The sequence below is a fragment of the Streptomyces sp. NPDC007095 genome (assembly GCF_040634475.1).
Taxonomy (GTDB): domain Bacteria; phylum Actinomycetota; class Actinomycetes; order Streptomycetales; family Streptomycetaceae; genus Streptomyces.
This window is the reverse complement of record NZ_JBEYFS010000103.1, coordinates 1-16,286: the sequence shown is the minus strand read 5'-3', so window position 1 is coordinate 16,286 and position 16,286 is coordinate 1. Positions and strand designations below refer to the sequence as shown.

At 71.3% G+C, this 16,286-nt stretch carries 14 protein-coding genes; 7 read left to right on the top strand and 7 right to left on the bottom strand.

From position 1 onward, the window contains the following. Position 1 precedes the first annotated feature (1 nt). From ABZ656_RS30615 to ABZ656_RS30590, 6 genes are all read right to left on the bottom strand, one after another. Entirely contained in the window at positions 2–1,972 is a 1,971-nt protein-coding gene (locus tag ABZ656_RS30615) for a DUF2264 domain-containing protein (protein WP_360271910.1), read from the bottom strand. A gap of 22 nt (positions 1,973–1,994) precedes the next feature. Beyond that, the gene (locus ABZ656_RS30610) at positions 1,995–3,164 is read right to left on the bottom strand and encodes a LacI family DNA-binding transcriptional regulator (RefSeq protein ID WP_101403992.1); all 1,170 of its coding nucleotides are present in this window, start codon (positions 3,162–3,164) and stop codon (positions 1,995–1,997) included. Between the two features lie 52 nt (positions 3,165–3,216). Then, positions 3,217–4,866, bottom strand: a complete 1,650-nt coding sequence (locus ABZ656_RS30605; RefSeq protein ID WP_101402581.1) for an extracellular solute-binding protein — start codon at positions 4,864–4,866, stop codon at positions 3,217–3,219. Between the two features lie 29 nt (positions 4,867–4,895). After that, positions 4,896–5,783: a carbohydrate ABC transporter permease gene (locus ABZ656_RS30600; protein WP_101402580.1), complete on the bottom strand. Its 888-nt coding sequence runs from the start codon at positions 5,781–5,783 to the stop codon at positions 4,896–4,898. Continuing rightward, on the bottom strand, positions 5,780–6,634 hold the full coding sequence (locus ABZ656_RS30595; protein ID WP_101403991.1) for an ABC transporter permease subunit: 855 nt from the start codon (positions 6,632–6,634) through the stop codon (positions 5,780–5,782). Before ABZ656_RS30595 ends, ABZ656_RS30600 begins: the two co-directional genes overlap by 4 nt. Positions 6,635–7,009: 375 nt before the next feature. Beyond that, complete coding sequence (locus ABZ656_RS30590; protein WP_101402579.1) at positions 7,010–7,504, bottom strand: subtilase-type protease inhibitor; 495 nt, start codon at positions 7,502–7,504, stop codon at positions 7,010–7,012. A 309-nt stretch (positions 7,505–7,813) separates the two neighbouring features. Between ABZ656_RS30590 and ABZ656_RS30585 the strand changes: the two genes are divergently transcribed. The 5 genes from ABZ656_RS30585 (at position 7,814) to ABZ656_RS30565 (ending at position 12,294) form a co-directional block, all read left to right on the top strand. After that, positions 7,814–8,365 (top strand): hypothetical protein, encoded by a 552-nt coding sequence (locus ABZ656_RS30585; protein ID WP_360271904.1) that lies wholly within the window; start codon positions 7,814–7,816, stop codon positions 8,363–8,365. A 50-nt stretch (positions 8,366–8,415) separates the two neighbouring features. Next, entirely contained in the window at positions 8,416–9,243 is an 828-nt protein-coding gene (locus ABZ656_RS30580; protein ID WP_360271901.1) for an LLM class F420-dependent oxidoreductase, read from the top strand. Positions 9,244–9,307: 64 nt separating this feature from the next. Then, positions 9,308–9,754, top strand: a complete 447-nt coding sequence (locus ABZ656_RS30575) for a TIGR03668 family PPOX class F420-dependent oxidoreductase (protein WP_360271897.1) — start codon at positions 9,308–9,310, stop codon at positions 9,752–9,754. A gap of 246 nt (positions 9,755–10,000) precedes the next feature. Further along, entirely contained in the window at positions 10,001–11,584 is a 1,584-nt protein-coding gene (locus tag ABZ656_RS30570; protein ID WP_360271893.1) for a cytosine permease, read from the top strand. A gap of 41 nt (positions 11,585–11,625) precedes the next feature. Then, complete coding sequence (locus ABZ656_RS30565; RefSeq protein WP_360271890.1) at positions 11,626–12,294, top strand: cyclase family protein; 669 nt, start codon at positions 11,626–11,628, stop codon at positions 12,292–12,294. 408 nt (positions 12,295–12,702) lie between these two features. On the opposite strand, the gene ABZ656_RS30560 is transcribed toward ABZ656_RS30565, so the two are convergent. Further along, complete coding sequence (locus tag ABZ656_RS30560; RefSeq protein WP_360271887.1) at positions 12,703–13,881, bottom strand: helix-turn-helix domain-containing protein; 1,179 nt, start codon at positions 13,879–13,881, stop codon at positions 12,703–12,705. 113 nt (positions 13,882–13,994) lie between these two features. Between ABZ656_RS30560 and ABZ656_RS30555 the strand changes: the two genes are divergently transcribed. Both ABZ656_RS30555 and ABZ656_RS30550 read left to right on the top strand, forming a co-directional pair. Further along, positions 13,995–15,164 (top strand): lactate 2-monooxygenase, encoded by a 1,170-nt coding sequence (locus tag ABZ656_RS30555; protein WP_101402573.1) that lies wholly within the window; start codon positions 13,995–13,997, stop codon positions 15,162–15,164. Positions 15,165–15,211: 47 nt separating this feature from the next. After that, the gene (locus ABZ656_RS30550; RefSeq protein WP_360271949.1) at positions 15,212–16,198 is read left to right on the top strand and encodes an NAD(P)-dependent oxidoreductase; all 987 of its coding nucleotides are present in this window, start codon (positions 15,212–15,214) and stop codon (positions 16,196–16,198) included. Positions 16,199–16,286 lie beyond the last annotated feature (88 nt).

The following is a 16,286-nucleotide window of genomic DNA, read 5'->3' as shown; positions in this document are numbered from 1 at the left end:
CTCAGCCGCTTTCCGCCGCTGGCCGACCTCCCGGAACCGCCGGAATCGTCGCACCGGCCAGGCCGCCCGGCAGTTCCTCCTGCGTCCCGTCCGGAAAGCGGATCAGAACCCCGCCCCCGGTTGTGACCCGGGCGCTCGCCCCGGCGAGTTCGGGATCACGGCCGAGGACCACCAGGGTGACGAGGAGATGGACCCCACCGGGGTGAACGGGCAGCGCGAGATGGGGAGTCGCCGAATGGACCCCATAGGCGTTGGCGTCCCTGGCCCGCGCGACCAGACCCTCCCCCGACGCGTCCCAGCCGAGCAGACCGACGACCGCGCTCGTCAGCCCGTCCGGGCGCCGCGCCCGCGCCCATCGCGGCCCCGTGCCCTCCGCCAACGGCCCGGCGTCGTCGGCCAGCGCCCACCCCCCTTCCCGTACGACCGCGCCGCGCGGCCCCGCCACCCGGTGCACCCGGACCTCCCACGGACCGTGCACCACGCTGGTCGTCTCGATGCGGTGCTCGGCGCCCGCAAGACGTGCCGAGTGCCAGGAGGCGGCGCGGCGCCCGGCCGCGCCCAGCGGATGGATCCGGCCACGCCGTGACTGTGCGCCGTCCGGCGCGACCAGCGCGAGGTGGTTGTCGATCCCGCCGCCCTCGGTGCCGATCCCGATCCCCCCGGTGTCGGGCGCGGCCGCGCTGGCGTAGGCGAACCTCGTGTAGTGCGGGCTGTCCTCGTCCGGTGCGGGCGGGGGCGGCAGCCGGTCGCTGCCGTGGTTCACCAGGCGTACGACCCCGTCGGCGGCCGTCGAATGCAGGAGCCAGCCCGGGACGGGCAACGCCACGCACGAGTCGGCCGTGTCCACCGGCCCTGGCTCCTCGGAGGCCGTCCACACGGGGTGGTCGGCGGGAAGCAGCAGGCCGAGAAACGCCTTGCTCGCCCAGTACGGGGAGGCGGGTCCCGAATAGCGCTGGGTGACCGGGAGAAAGGGGCGGTACCAGCCGAGGGACAGCAGCCCCCTCGCGTCGGGCACGCCGTGTTCGGCGAAGTGCTTCAGGGCTCCGGAGGCGAGGCGTCGGGTCAGGCCCGGTGCCAGCGGGGTCGCGTCGGCGAGAACACCCGCCCACAGGGGCGCGGCGGTCGCGAAGCGGTAGGTGAGGGAGCGGCCCTGGTGCACGGGGGCGCCGTCCGCGCCGAAGAAGTACGGGTGGAAGCCGAGGAATTCACGCAGCCGGGCGCGGTGCTCGGCCACCAGCTCCGGGTCGGCCCGCGATCCGGCGACGCGCGCCCACAGCACCGGATACAGGTGCAGGGCCCAGGCGTTGTAGTAGTCGAACTTGCGGCCGTCGCCATCCGTGTACCAGCCCTCTCCCCGGTACCAGTCCCCCAGCCGCGCCAGCCCCGCGTCGATCTCGTCCCGGCTGTGCGGGGCGCCGACCGAGGCGAGGAACTCCTCCGTGATGACCTGGAAGAGCCGCCAGTTGGAGTCGTTGACCCTCGCGCCGATGAAGCCGCTCAGCCAGTCCACGACACGGCCGCGTACGGAGTCGTCGAGGCGGTCCCAGATCCAGGGGCGCGTCTCGTGCAGGGCGATCGCGACGGACGCGGCCTCGACCATGGGCTGGGCCCGGTCGGTGATGGGCGGCCACCGGTCCGGGCCGTGCGGGTCCGTCCCGGCGGTGAGCCCTGCCGCGTAGCGCTCGATCAGCGCGGGGCCCACCCGGCCGCCGGAGCCCGCGATACGGAACGCGGCGAGCAGGAAGGAACGTGCGTAGCCCTCGAGGCCGTCGGACCAGGGGCCGGAGTGACTGGCCCGGCCGGGGAGCCGGTACTGGGCCGACCCGGGTGAGGCGTAAGGGAGCAGCCCGTCCAGGAGACGGTCTGCGGTCGCCTCCCAGTGGGCCCGGGTCCAACCGGTGACCGGTGAGGTGGTGGGGTCGGGGGGCGGCAGGGGTGTCGGGGCGGTGAGCGACGCATGCGGCACGGTCATACGGCGGTGGATCCTCCGTCTTCTAGGCCCCCGGCGGGGGCGGCTGGACGCTGTCGCGCACGACGATGTGGGTGCCGAGCAAGTGGTGGGCGCCCGCCGCGTGTTCAGGGTCGCGCAGGGCGATGCGGACGGCGGCGCGGCCGAGTTCCTCGGCGGGGGTGCGGACGGTGGTGAGCGGGGGGTTGAAGTCCTCGGCGAGCGGGATGTCGTTGTAGCCGACCACCGAGATGTCCTGGGGCACGCGCAGCCCGGCGTCGGCGATGGCCCGCAGTGCTCCGGCGGCGACCATGTCGTCCCCGGCGAAGACCGCGGTGAAGCGCGCGGGGCCGGTGTCCGGGGTGGTGGTACCCGCAGTGGCGGTATCGAGGGTGACGCCCCCCGGGGTGGCGGTATCGAGGGTGTCGGCGTCCGAGGTGGCACAGTCCCCGGGGCCCAGGTTCCCTCCCGCCTTGAGCAGTTCCGTCATCGCGCGGTGGCCGGCCGCCCGGCCCAGGCCGCAGTCGACGACGTGGGCGGCCTCGGGGCCCAGGCCGTGCTCGGCGAGTGCGGCCCGGTATCCGGCGACGCGGGCGTCGAGGGCCGTGTTGCCGGGCAGGCCGCCCAGGAAGACGATCCTTCGGTGGCCGGCGGAGAGCAGATGACCGGTGATCGCGCGCGCCCCGGCCTCGTTGTCGAACTCGACGACGAGCGCCGGGATGTCGGGGTCCGGCGCGGGCCTCCCGCACAGGACGAGCCGCGCACCGGACGAGGCGAGCGCCTGCGCGTAGTGCGCGACGCGCTCCCGGTAGGCGTCGTCCTCGACGACCCCGCCGACCAGGATCACCAGCCGCGCCCCCTCCTCGCGCATCAACTGGACGAACTCCAGCTCACGCCCGGGATCGCCGCCCGTGGTTCCGACCAGGCAGAGCCAGCCGCGGGCGGCGGCCTCCGCCTCCACACCCTCGGCGACCTGGGCGTAGAAGGGGCTGGTGACCTGGCGCAGGACGACGGCGACCATCTTGCGGCCGCCGCCGACCAGGGCGCGGGCGTGCGCGTTGGCGACGTAGTCGAGGTCGCGGGCGGCGCGCAGCACCCGGGCCCTGGTGGACGCGGGCACCGGGTGGTTGCCGCTGAGCACGCGCGAGACCGTGGCCATGGACACTCCGGCCCGTTCGGCCACCTCGCGAATCGTGACCCGCCCCTTCGACGTCATGTCGCTCCCCATCCCCATCCCCCGCGCCTCTCCTTCAACCGGCTCCGCCGCCTCAGGTGTTGGCGGCGTAGTCCTTCGCGAACTCCTCGGCCATTCTGTCGCCGCCGCGATCGCGCCACTTCTTCGCGGCCGCGTCGAGCTCGGACAGCGGCAGACGGCCCGCGATGACACCGGTGACGGTGTCGTCCATCAGCGCCCTGAGCGTGGTGCCCTGGGCGGTGTACGTACTGGACTGCAAACCGAAGGACGCGTTGCGGATCGCCACCGGTACCACCTTCATCTGCCAGGCGTGCAGGGCACGTACGGCATCTGGCATGCCCGGCACGAACAGCACCTGGGGCCCCTCGGCGAGGTACTTCAGCGGCAGGTTGGTGTTGTTCTCGACGTCGCCGAGCTTGGTGGCCTCGGGCGAACCGTCCTCGCCACGGGTGAAGTGGGTGCCCTCGACGCCGTAGTGGACGAGTTCCCACTCCTTGCTGCCGAAGGGCGCGGCGAGGTAGTCCAGGACGCGCAGGAGAAGCTCGATGCGCTCCTTCTTCGCCTTCTTCAGGACGGTGTAGCCGAAGGAGCGGCGGCCGGCGACGATCCCTCCGGGCGTCCCGTCCACGCTGTACGGCAGCGCGGCGGCCGGGGTCAACAGGCCCTTGGAGTCGAGGTACTTGGGGAGGTACCCACCGAATCCGTCCTGCATGGAGCCGACGGTGCCGTTGAGGAAGAGCGTGCTCAGGTCCGGCTGGGAGAGGGAGGTGGCGTCGGGGTGGTAGGAGCCGTCCTTGCGGAGCTGCGCCTGATAGGCGACCGCCGCCTTGTAGCGTTCGTCGCCGTAGTTGGCGTGGAAGGTGCCGTCCTTGTCCACGGACCAGCCCTGCGGCGCGTTGTGCGCGGCGGAGTGCACCGCGTTGCCGAACAGTGAGCCGGTCGCGGCCCCGAGCGCGTACTTCTTGCCGCTGGTGCCCTTCTTGGCGACGGCGGCGAAGTCCTGGGAGGTCCAGCCCTCCTTCATCCCCGCGTCGGTGAAGAAGGCCTTGTTGAGCCAGAGGGTGGAGCCCGGCAGCGGGCGCTCCAGCGGGATGCCGTAGATCCGGCCGCCGACGCGGCCCATGTCGCGCCACGCGTGAGTGGGGATGTTGGCGAGGTTGGGATAGGCCGCGATCGCCTCGCCGGAGACGTACGGGGTGAGGTCCTCGGCCCTGCGCTGCACGAACTGGGCCTCGCGGGGCAGCACGAAGCCGGAGAAGATGTTGATGATGTCGGGCAGTTCGCCCGGGTCACCGGCCATCACCGTGGCCATCTTCTTCTGGTAGTCGGTCTGCGAGATGATCGTGTATTCGATCTTCACGCCGAGCGCCTTCTCGACCGCCGCCCAGAACTGGTTCGCGGAGGCGGGCTTGGGCGGCGTGCCGAAGGTCACCGACATGACCTTGACGGTGGAGCCGTCGCCCGGTGTGCGCGGGACGGCCGTGACCAGGTCGCCGGGGTAGGCCGTGTATCCGGCCTGGACTCCGGCGTCGGTGGGTGCGAGGTCGGGCTTCGGGCCGGCGAACGCCTTGTACGCGGGCCAAGGGGCCAGTTTTTTGCCGGCGTTGGAGACGTCGCCGTCACCCGAGCCGGTCGAGCAGGCGGCCAGTGTGCCGGGCGCGGCGAGCGCGGCGCCGCCGACGGCCATCGAGCGCAGCAGGGTGCGCCGGGACAGGGAGGGCATGGGAAACCGACCTTTCCTGGTGGACGGAGTCAGCTCTTGATGGCGCCGGTGAGCACGCCCTTGGTGAAGTACTTCTGGAGGAAGGGGTAGACGAGCAGGATCGGTACGGTGGCGATCACCAGGACCGCCATCTGCACGGTCTGCGGCGCGTTGACGGTGCCCTCGCCGACCGTCGTGTCGGTGAGCCCGGAACCGGCCACCACGTAGGTGCGCAGCACCTGTTGGAGCGGCCAGTGGTCGCTCTCCAGGTAGAGGGAGGCGTAGAACCAGGAGTTCCAGTACGCCACCGCGTAGAACAGGCCTACGACGGCGAGTGCGGCCTTCGACAGGGGCAGTACGACCGACCACAGCACTCGCCAGTCCCCCGCCCCGTCCAGCCGCGCGGCCTCGTACAGTTCCTCCGGGATCCCCTGGAAGAAGCCGCGCAGGACGACGAGGTTGAACACGTTCACGAGCACGGGCAGGATCAGCGAGCTGTACGAGTCGAGCATGCCCAGCTCCTTGACCAGCAGGAAGCCGGGGATCATGCCCGGGGGGAAGAGGAAGGTGAACAGGATCAGGAGCAGGACCGGCTTGCCGCCGAAGACGCCGGGGCGCGACAGCGCATAGGCGAGGGTGACGGTGCAGACGAGGCTGAGCAGGGTGCCGACGAGGGTGACGCCCGCGCTGACGCCGAGGGCGTGGGTGACGATGCCGCCGTCGAGGATGTCGCGGTAGGCCTTGAGGGTGGGGTGCTGGGGCCAGAGCACCCAGCCGCCGTTCGCGACGACCTCCCGCTGGGAGGCGAGCGAGGTGGACAGGATGACGAGGAACGGCACGCACACCAGCAGGACGACGGCGACGAGGGCGACGGCCTTGGCGGCCTGGGTCGCGGGCCGCGGCTTCTCCATCCAGCCGGGCCGGGCATGGGTGCTCACCGGTAGACCCCCTGTTCGCCGAGGCGGTGGGCGACCTTGTTGGCCGCGTAGACGAGCAGGGCGCCGACGACACCCTTGAACAGGCCCGCGGCGGCGGCGAATCCGTAGTCGCCGCCGACGATGCCCTGGTAGTAGACGAAGGTGTCGATGATCTCGGCGGCCTGCGGGCCGACGGCGTCGCGCTGGAGCAGCATCTGTTCGAAGCCGACGGAGAGGATGTCGCCGAGCCGCATGATGAGCAGCAGCACGATCACCGCGCGGATGGCGGGCAGGGTGACGTGCCAGAAGCGCCGCCAGGGGCCCGCGCCGTCGATGGCCGCGGCCTCGTACTGCTGCTCGTCGACCTGGGAGAGCGCGGCGAGGAAGATGATCGTGCCCCAGCCGGCGTCCTTCCAGATGACCTGGGCGACGACGAGCGGTTTGAAGGCGTCGGGGTTGCCGATGATGTCCACGGTGTGCAGGCCGGCGTCGCCGAGATAGCTGTTCACCATGCCCGTGTCGCCCAGGACCTGCTGGAACAGGGCGACGACGATCACCCACGAGATGAAGTGCGGCAGGTAGGCCACCGACTGCACGAAGCGGCGGATGCTGCTGCGGGTGAGGCTGTGCAGCAGCAGGGCGAGGGCGAGCGGGACGGGGAAGTAGAAGACGATCTGGAGGACCGCGATCCAGAGCGTGTTGAGGACCGCGTCCCAGAACTCGGCGTCCTCGAACATCCGCCGGAAGTTGTCGAGGCCCACCCAACGGCTGCCCCAGATGCCGTCGAACGGCACGTAGTCCTTGAACGCGATGACGTTGCCGAGCAGGGCGCCGTAGTGGAACACCAGGAAGTAGGCGAGTCCGGGGAGCATCAGCAGGAACAGCGCCCTGCTGCCGTGTTTCTGAAAGCGTTTCAAGCCGCGCCGGGCCTCGCCTGGAAGGCGGGGCGAGGGGTCCACCGCCCCCGTACCTGCGTGATCCCGCAACACTGCGGCCACGGAGCCTCCTCACCTCGGACTGTCGGGTGAGGGGAAATTAAAACGTTTCCAATGCGGGGTCAACACTTCTGACACAACTACGAGTTGAGGGCACCGAGCCGGGGCAGAAAGATGTCGGGGGCCGGCCGGCGGCCCCACTCCGCCTGACCGACCCCCGATGCGAGATCGCGTCGTACTCCGTGCCGGGGCGCGCACTCCCCACCTACTGACCCCGCTCGACGCTCACGAAGGCCGCGCGATCCCGGTCTCTCAGAACGTGAAGAAGCTCGTTCCGTAGGAGTTCTTCACGCACTCGTTGGCGAAGGTCCGTTCGTACGCGACGCGCTTGCCGCGCCAGACACCCTCGACGGTGACGACCACCGGATCGAACTGCCGCGTACACAGTGCGCCGTCTCTGAGGGTCAGGGCGTCGAAGTCGCCGTTCACCGCCCGGAGTTCGGCACAGGCGTCGTAGGCGGCGGGGTGGGTGCCGGAGGGGGTCGGGGCGCAGTTCAGCGTGACCGCGCGCTCCGGGGTGACGGTGGCGGCGGTCTCTCCGTGGCCCATGGTGAGCACCAGGGCCGAAGGGGCGTAGAGCCCGGAGGGGGCGAGAGCCGGCGTGACATGGGCCTGGACCGTGGCCGTCCGGGTCTCAGCCGCCGGAGTCACGTGGGCCGGGGTGGCGAGGGCGGACCCCCCGAGGGGGCCGCATACGGCAGCGGCCGTGAGGGTGAGAGTCGCTGCCCAGCGCGCGGTGGTCGGCATTGTGTGCATCCTTCCGCTCGATTGAATGCAGTACCGGCTCGGTTGGGTGCCGGTACGGCGAGCGCGAGTCTGCCGAGTCCGGACCGGAAACACACATCGACCCCATGCGTTTCAGTAACTTTGAGTGTTGAATCAGTGGCGCGAAGTAGTGAAATTCGAACGTTCAAGCCCCGGAACTGAGGGGTTGTTGATCGCCAAGGACACCCTCCTGGCCGGATCCCCCCGGCTCCGCAATAGGCCTGAAACATTCCGGTTCAGCCCCCGGCGGACCCTCTTGCTTCTCCCGCACAATGGAGTAATCGTCATTACATGATTACTTCAGAGCAGCACGAGAAGCTGCGCGGCTGGTTCGCCGGCCGCCTGCCCGACGATCTCTTCGAGAGCCTGGTGGAGGTGACGGTCGACCGGGAGGAGATCACCGTCGTCGGCCGCATCCCCGAGCCCGGGCTCGCCGAAGGCGCCTCGGACGCCGAGAAGGAGGCGGCCGCCCAGGCCCGTGTCCAGGAATTCCGCGAGCGCACCCGCGACGACCGGGTCGCGGTGGCACGGGAAGCCGAGCACCGGTTCGGCAAGAAGGTCTCCTGGGGTGTGGAGTGCGGGGGCGAGCGCGCCCTGTTCACCCACATCGCCGCGCCCGTCATGACCCGGCTGCGCCAGCCCGAGCGCCAGGTCCTCGACACCCTCATCGCCGCCGGGGTCGCGCGCAGCCGCAGCGACGCCCTCGCCTGGTGCGTCCGCCTGGTCCAGCGTCACGCCGACGACTGGCTGGCGGAACTGCGCGACTCGCTGGAGCATGTGCAGCGGGTCCGGGCCCAGGGTCCGGACGCCACGCCGCGGGACGCCACACCTGACGAGGAGTGACCGACCGCGTCACACTGGCAGCATCAGCCGACAAGACGAGGCGGTCGCGGATGAAGTTCGGAGTGTCGACGTTCATCACCGACGAGGGCATCGGTCCCAGGGCCCTGGGACCCGCTCTCGAAGAGCGCGGGTTCGACACGCTGCTGCTGGCCGAGCACTCGCACATCCCGGTGAGCCGGGAGACGCCGTATCCGGGCGGCGGCGAACTGCCCCGCGTCTACTACCGCACGCTCGATCCGTTCGTGGCGCTCGCCGCGGCTGCCTCCGTGACCCGCGACCTGCTCCTGGGCACGGGGATCGCCCTGGTGGTCCAGCGTGATCCGATCACCACCGCGAAGGAGGTCGCCTCCCTCGACCTGATCTCCGGCGGCCGTGCCGTGTTCGGTGTCGGCGCAGGCTGGAACCGGGAGGAGATGCGTAACCACGGCACGGATCCGGCCTCCCGCGGCAGGCTGATGGACGAGCGCATTCGCGCCATGATCGAGCTCTGGACCAAGGACGAGGCCGAGTTCCACGGCGACTTCGTCGACTTCGCACCCGCCTACGCCTGGCCCAAGCCGGTCCAGCGGCCGCACCCGCCCCTCTGGGTCGGCGGCAACAGCGAGCGCACCTTCGCCCGCGTCGCCGAGTACGGGTCGGCGTGGCTGCCCAGTGGCGTACCGCCCAAGGAACTGGGCGCGCGCATCGAACAGATGCGCAAGACGGCCGGTGACGGGCCGGCCGTAGTGGTGTACGCGGGCGGACACGACCGCGAGTCCCTCGACATCTACGCGGATCTCGGCGTCGACCGGGTGCTGGTGTATCTGCCGACCCAGCCGGAGGACGAGACACTGCGCACACTCGACGAGCTGGCCGAGGCCGTGTCCGCCCACCGCTGACGCTTCCGGCCGCCGGGGACCGCGGGCTCACCGTGTTCCCGCCGCCGGGGAATCGGAGCTCGCCGTGCCGGACATGGACGAGGAGGAGGCGCGCCGCCGGTTCATGGCGGCACGGGTGGCGCGCCTGGCGACGGTGGACGACGAGGGGCACCCGCACCTGGTGCCCCTCGTCTTCGCGGCGCACGGCGGTGCGATCGTCACCGCCGTCGACCACAAGCCCAAGAGGTCGCGGCGGCTGCGGCGGCTGCGCAACATCGCCGCCCACCCCGCCGTGTGCCTGCTCGTCGATTCCTACGACGAGGACTGGGACCGGCTGTGGTGGGTACGGGCGGACGGTGACGCCCGCGTCCTGCCGCCCGGGACGCGGGACGAGTACACGACGGCGATCGCCCTGCTGCGCGAGAAGTACGCGCAGTACCGGCAGCGGCCGCCGGACGGCCCGGTGATCGCCGTCACCGTCCACCGCTGGCACGGCTGGCGCGCCGCACCGCAGCCCGGCCCGGAGCACTGAGCCACCGCCGGGCACCTGCCATGACGGACAAACGCCCCACTGGACGAATGCTCCACCCCGGACGCGGAAGATGGATGTTTTACCTTCTGGCGCGGGTCCCCGGGCCCGCCTTAGCGTCGGCAGACCTCCTCCGGACAGCATCCGCTTGCGCCGCACACCCCGCGGCGACAACGGAGCCTTCCTCTCCTCGCGCCACCAGGCGCTCCACCGCCCGCGTCCGGGCACAGGCACTTCGCTGGAGCACCCTTGTCCGAGAACTCCCCCGCCACGCCGTCGCCGTCTCTCACCGAGGTGGAGACCTACGGCGTCGAGCGCATCCCCGACGCGGACCGCACCGCGTCACCGCTCGACCTGTTCAGAGTCGCCTTCGGCGGTGCGAACACCTTCTCCACCTGCGTCCTCGGGGCCTTCCCCATCCTCTTCGGCCTCTCCTTCTGGCAGGGGCTCGCGGCCACCCTCCTCGGAGTCGTCGTCGGGGCGCTGATCCTGTGCCCGATGGCGATGTTCGGCCCGGCCAACGGCACCAACAACGCGGTCGCCTCTTCCGCGCACCTCGGTGTGCACGGCCGGGTCGTCGGTTCGTTCCTGTCGCTGCTCACGGCCGTCGCCTTCTTCTCGATCTCGGTGTGGAGCTCCGGCGACGCCCTGGTCGGCGGCGCGCACCGGCTGTTCGGACTGGAGCAGAACAATCTGTCGTACGTGGTCGCGTACGCGCTCTTCGGCTGCCTGGTGCTCGCGGTGTGCGTGTACGGGTTCCGGTTCATGCTCTTCGTCAACAAGATCGCGGTGACCTCGGCGACGCTGCTCTTCCTGCTCGGCGCGATCGCCTTCGCCGGTGACTTCGATCCCTCGTACGCCGGTGCCTTCACGGCCTCGGCCGACTCGGCGACGCAGGCGCTGTTCTGGCCCTCCTTCATCGGCTCGGCGCTGATCGTGCTGTCGAACCCGGTGTCCTTCGGCGCGTTCCTCGGCGACTGGTCGCGTTACATCCCGGCGAACGCGCCGCGCCGCAAGGTCGTCGGCGCCGCGTTCCTGTCCCAGATCGCCACCCTGCTGCCGTTCGTGTTCGGACTCGCGACCGCGAGCATCATCGCGACCAAGGCTCCGAAGTACGTCGACCCGGCGGCCCCCGACTTCGTGGGCGGCCTGCTGGCCATCTCGCCGAGCTGGTTCTTCCTGCCGGTGTGTCTGCTCGCCCTGATCGGCGGCATGTCGACCGGCACGACGTCCTTGTACGGCACCGGGCTCGACTTCTCGTCGGTGTTCCCGAAGCTGTCGCGGGTCCAGGCGACGATCCTGGTCGGAGTCCTGTCGATCGCGTTCATCTTCATCGGCCGCTTCGGCTTCAACCTGGTGCAGTCCATCTCGACCTTCGCCACGATGATCATCACCTGCACCACGCCCTGGATGGTCGTGATGATCCTCGGGTTCTACACCCGGCGCGGCTGGTACGATCCGGACGCGCTCCAGGTCTTCAACCGCCGTCAGCGTGGCGGCCGTTACTGGTTCACGCACGGCTGGAACTGGCGCGGCATGACGGCCTGGTGGGTGGGCGCCGTGGTCGGTGTGCTGTTCACCGACATCCCCGGCCAGTTCGTCGGGCCGCTGGGCGACCTCGCGAACGGCATCGACATCAGCCTGCCGCTGTCGCTGGCCGTCGCCGCCGTGCTGTACCTGGCGATGCTGCGCCTGTTCCCCGAGCCCCGGGCGGTGTACGGGCCCGAGGGCCCGCGGCTGGCCCGTACCGTCGACGTGCCGGTGCCGCCGATCACCGGTCCCGGTACGGAGGGCGAGAGCACGCCCGCGGTCCTCGCCGTCGAAGGCAGCTGAGGAGCCGACGGAGAGCTGGTTGATGAGCTGATGGAGAACTGATGCAGAGCTGGCTCGACCTGTCCGTGCCCGTCGTCACCGGCATGCCCGTCTATCCCGGTGACCCGGAGGTGGAGGTCTCCAGGGCGTTGCGGGTCGCCGAGCACGGAGTGAACGTCCTTCGGCTGCACATGGGGTCACAGTCCGGTACGCATGTCGACGCGCCGTACCACGTGGACGAGGCGTGGCCCACGTTGGACGATCTGCCGCTGGAGCGGTTCGCGGGGCCTGCGGTCGTCGCCGACGTCCGTGGGCTGCCGGTGCGGGCGCCGATCACTCCCGATCTGCTCACCCCTGCCCTGGGTCTGCTGCGGCCCGGTTCGATTCTGCTGCTGGCCACCGGGTGGTCGCGGTACTGGGGAACCGAGGACTACCTGGCCCATCCCTGGCTCACGCCCGAGGCGGCGGAGGCCGTGGTCGCGGCGGGTGTCCTCACCGTCGGGATCGACGCGCTGAGCGTCGATCCGACCGGTCCCGTGGATCTTCCCTCCCACCGTGTGCTGTGCGGAGCGGGGGGTGTGATCGCCGAGAACCTGACCGGGCTCGGAGGCGTCGCGGACGCGCAGGCCGCGGGGTGCTCGGTCGAGGTGTTCCTGTTTCCGATGCGCCTCGCCGGGGCCGACGGGGGCCCGGTCCGGGCGACGGCCCGCATCACGCCTCGCGCGCGGTAGTCCCTGCCTGGGGGTGTGTTCGTCGGGTGCGGGCAGGTGGGGGCGGACCGTGCGGTTCCCCGCGCCCCTCGGGCGGGGTTTCGCCCCGGCTCCCCGCCCGCCCGGATTCCTTCGGGCTGTGGGCCGGTGGGGCCGTTCGCACAGTTCCCCGCGCCCCTGAAAGCCTCGCCCCGCACCATTCAGCCCGTCCGGCGTGAGGACGAGCTCTTCGGGCGATGTCGGGGGCGCAGCTCCTGGCGGGATGCAGGGGTGCAGGGATGCAGGGATGCAGGGGCGCAGCCCCGCGGGGCTCGAGGTTGAAGGGGCGGAGCCCCTGGGGATGATGGGGGTCCCCCTGCTCGCGCGAAGCCGAGAGCTTGGGGAAGGGGAGGGGCGGCGGGGGCGAGGGCGAGGGCGAGGGCGAGAAGACTACGGCCTGATCGTGCGGGCGATGTCCAGGGTGAGTCGTTGCCAGGGGTCGCGGGGATCCCGGGACGTCAGGGCGTGGATGCGCCGCAGTCGATAGCGCAGGGACTGCGCGTGCAGGTGCAGCACCCGCGCGGCGGCGCTCGCCGAGCCGGCGTCGATGTACGCGGTCAGCGCCTCCATGAGATGCCGCTGCCCCGGGTCGGTGAGCGGCCCGAGAACGAGGCGGGCGACATGGTCCGGCGCGGCGGCCGGATGCCCGCCGAGCAGGGCGAGGACATGGGCGTCGGCGTCCGTGAGGACACGTCCCGGCCGGTGCGCGTGGGCGGGCGCCGTGTCGAGGGCGTCGGCGGCGAGCCGATGCGCCACGGCGACGCGGTCCAGGCTCTCTCCGGTGATCGCGCAGCCCCGCCAGGACCGCGCGCCCAGCGCAGCCCCCGCCCTGGCGGCAGCCGCACCTGGCAGCAACACAACGGCACGGGAGCCACGTACCGTCGCGGACGAGGCCACCTCGTCCCCCGGAACGGCCAACGCCTCGAGCAGCCCCGTCGCCGCGTCGAGCGCCATGTCGGGACGCTCCGCGCCCACCGGTTCGGCCACCAACAGACAGTAGGGGTCGGGGAGTTGGACCCCCAGCCGGGCCGACCGGTCGCTCAGCGCACCCACCGAGGCGTGCCGCCCGGCGATCAGGTCGTCGAGCAGCAGCCGCAGCGCCCGGTCACGGTCCGCCGCGAGGTCCTCGTCGGTGGCGGCGTACGCCGTGGTCATCTCCTCGGAGAGGGTGTCGAGCGCGGTCAGCAGCATCCGGGAGAGGGCGAAGGCGTCCGCGGCGGCGAGCCGGGGCGCGCGGGCCGCGATCTCGTCGGTGAGGACGGTCGCCGCCACCCTGTAGGCCCGCAGCACCGCCTGCACGGGCCGCCCGTCCGCCGCGCGGGCCGCCGCGATGCCTCGCAGGCGCCGCAGGTCCGACGGTTCGAGGGCGCCGTCGGTGACCCACAGGTGGAGGAGTCGTTCCAGGCCCCAGGCCGCGATGGCCCGTACCTCCGGCAGCCGGCTGTCGTCGAGCGCGGCGTACACCGGTACCTGTTCGTGGACCGCTGAGACGATCGCCGCCACGACGCCTGGATCGGCGACCATCTCCTGCCGGACGTCTTCTCTGGCCGCAACGGGCTGACTTGTCACAAGATGATGATCCCAGCCGCGCGATGTGCGCACCTCAGTGGACGGCTCTTGTCACCTTCGCCAGGATCGACGGCGTACAGCGCGGTCTCAGGGACGAGAGGCGGGACGTACGGATGGCTAAGCATTGGGCCGACTTCCAGTACGAGATCTATCTGAACGGAATGACGGGCGCCGTACCGCGGCTGCCCACCGATCTGACCCGGCTGGAGGAGCTCACCGAGCAGCGGCTCGGGCCCGGTCCGGTCGGCTACGTGGCGGGCAGCGCGGGCAACGGCAGCACCGCCCGGGCCAACCGGGCCGCGCTCGACCGGCGCCGGATCGTGCCGCGCATGCTGCGCGACGTACACGAACGCGATCTGTCCGTCGAGGTGTTGGGACGCGCCCTGCCCGCGCCGCTGGCGCTCGCGCCCGTGGGCGTGCTGTCGATCATGCACCCGGACGCGGAGTCCGCCGCCGCGCGGGCCGCCGCGGCGCAGGCAGTCCCCTACATCCTGTCCTCGGCTTCCAGCACTCCCATGGAGCAGGTCGCGGAGGCGATGGGCGAGGCGGAGCGCTGGTTCCAGCTGTACTGGGCGAAGGACCGCGAGGTCACCAGGTCGTTCCTGGACCGGGCGAAGGCGGCCGGGTTCACCGCGCTGTTCGTCACCCTCGACACCCCACTGCTGGCCTGGCGCCCGCGCGACCTCGACCAGGCGTATCTGCCGTTCCTGCACGGTGTGGGCACGGCGAACTACTTCTCCGACCCGGCGTTCCAGGCGGGTCTGGCCAAGCCGGTGCACGAGGACCCGAACGCGGCCGTGATGCACTTCGTCGGCATGTTCGCGGACCCGGGCAAGACCTGGCCCGATCTTGAGTTCCTGCGCGAGAACTGGGACGGGCCGATCGTCCTCAAGGGCATCCTGCACCCGGACGACGCCCGGCGCGCCGCCGACGCCGGGATGGACGGCGTGGTCGTCTCCAACCACGGCGGCCGGCAGGTGGCGGGGTCGGTGGCGGCGGCCGACGCGCTGCCGCGGGTGGTCGAGGCGGTCGGCGAGCGGCTGACCGTCCTCTTCGACAGCGGCATCCGCACCGGCGACGACATCTTCAAGGCGCTCGCGCTCGGCGCGCGGGCCGTGCTCGTCGGACGCCCGTACGCCTATGGGCTCGGCCTGGACGGACAGGCGGGCGTCGAACACGTCGTCCGCTGTCTGCTCGCCGAGTTCGACCTCACCCTCGCCCTGTCCGGGCACGCCCGCCCCGCCGGCCTCGGCCCCGACGACCTGATCGAGGAAACCGCATGAGCACGACCAACACGACCGGCACCGCCCATATGACCGACATGACCGATATGACGGTCACCTCGGTGGCGAAGAACGTTCTGGCCGTGGTCTCGCCCCACGTCGGCGGTCGCACCGCCGGCGCCGCGCTCGCCACCGTCTTCCCCGGCGAGGCCCGTGTCACCGTCGTGGAGACGACCGACGAGGACCCGGCCGCGCTGCGTGAGGCCCATGTCATCATCACGGGCCTCGGCCCGGTGACCGCCGAACACCTCGCCGCCGCACCGGACTTGGAACTGGTCCAGTGCGCGAGCCACGGTTTCGACTACGTGGATCTGGACGCCGCCCGCACGAAGGGTGTGCCGGTGTGCAACATCGGCTCCAGCGGCGCCGAGAAGCAGAACGTGGCCGAGCAGACCTTCGCCCTCATGCTGGCCCTCGCCAAGCAGTTGGTCCCGGCGCACACCGCGCTCGTCGACGCCGACTGGGCGCTGCCGAGGCTGCAGCGGTCCATCACCGAACTGTCCGGCAAGACCCTCGGCATCATCGGGCTCGGCCACATCGGCGAGGAGGTCGCCCGGCGCGCTGTCGCGTTCGACATGAACATCGTGTACGCCGGGCCGCAGTCCGTCGGCGCGGAGGCCGAGACCCGGCTCGGCGGGGCCCGCCATGTCGAACTCGACGAACTGCTGCGGACGTCGGACTACGTCACGCTGCACGCCCCGCTCACCGAGGAGACCCGGCATCTGCTGAACGCCGAGCGGCTCGCGCTCCTCAAGCCGACCGCGTTCGTGGTCAACACCTCGCGGGGCGCCCTGATCGACCAGGACGCCCTCGCGGACGCGCTCGAGGCGGGCGCCCTGGCCGGGGCGGGCATCGATGTCTTCGACCCCGAACCGCCCACCGCGTCCCTGCGGTTGCTCAAGTCCCCGAACGTGGTGCTGTCGCCGCATGTCGCGGGCGTCACGCGCGAGACGCTCGTACGGATCGCGCTGGCGGCGGTCCAGAACGCCGCCGACTTCGTGGCGGGCAAGCCGCCCCGGGACGTGGTGTCCTAGGTCCTGTCGTCAAATTCCCGTCGTCCGCCCGGAGGGCGGGCCCTGCGGCGTCAGGTGCGTGCTCTCGGCGTGCCGGGCACAGGCCCTC

What these genes read in the sequence shown, in the direction of transcription:
- ABZ656_RS30585 (WP_360271904.1), top strand. Translation starts at nt 7,814, where the DNA reads ATGATTACTTCAGAGCAGCACGAGAAGCTGCGCGGCTGGTTCGCCGGC.
- ABZ656_RS30550 (WP_360271949.1), top strand. Translation starts at nt 15,212, where the DNA reads ATGACGGTCACCTCGGTGGCGAAGAACGTTCTGGCCGTGGTCTCGCCC.
- ABZ656_RS30590 (WP_101402579.1), bottom strand. Translation starts at nt 7,504, where the DNA reads ATGCCGACCACCGCGCGCTGGGCAGCGACTCTCACCCTCACGGCCGCT.
- ABZ656_RS30595 (WP_101403991.1), bottom strand. Translation starts at nt 6,634, where the DNA reads ATGCTCCCCGGACTCGCCTACTTCCTGGTGTTCCACTACGGCGCCCTG.
- ABZ656_RS30580 (WP_360271901.1), top strand. Translation starts at nt 8,416, where the DNA reads ATGAAGTTCGGAGTGTCGACGTTCATCACCGACGAGGGCATCGGTCCC.
- ABZ656_RS30565 (WP_360271890.1), top strand. Translation starts at nt 11,626, where the DNA reads ATGCAGAGCTGGCTCGACCTGTCCGTGCCCGTCGTCACCGGCATGCCC.
- ABZ656_RS30615 (WP_360271910.1), bottom strand. Translation starts at nt 1,972, where the DNA reads ATGACCGTGCCGCATGCGTCGCTCACCGCCCCGACACCCCTGCCGCCC.
- ABZ656_RS30605 (WP_101402581.1), bottom strand. Translation starts at nt 4,866, where the DNA reads ATGCCCTCCCTGTCCCGGCGCACCCTGCTGCGCTCGATGGCCGTCGGC.
- ABZ656_RS30610 (WP_101403992.1), bottom strand. Translation starts at nt 3,164, where the DNA reads ATGACGTCGAAGGGGCGGGTCACGATTCGCGAGGTGGCCGAACGGGCC.
- ABZ656_RS30555 (WP_101402573.1), top strand. Translation starts at nt 13,995, where the DNA reads ATGGCTAAGCATTGGGCCGACTTCCAGTACGAGATCTATCTGAACGGA.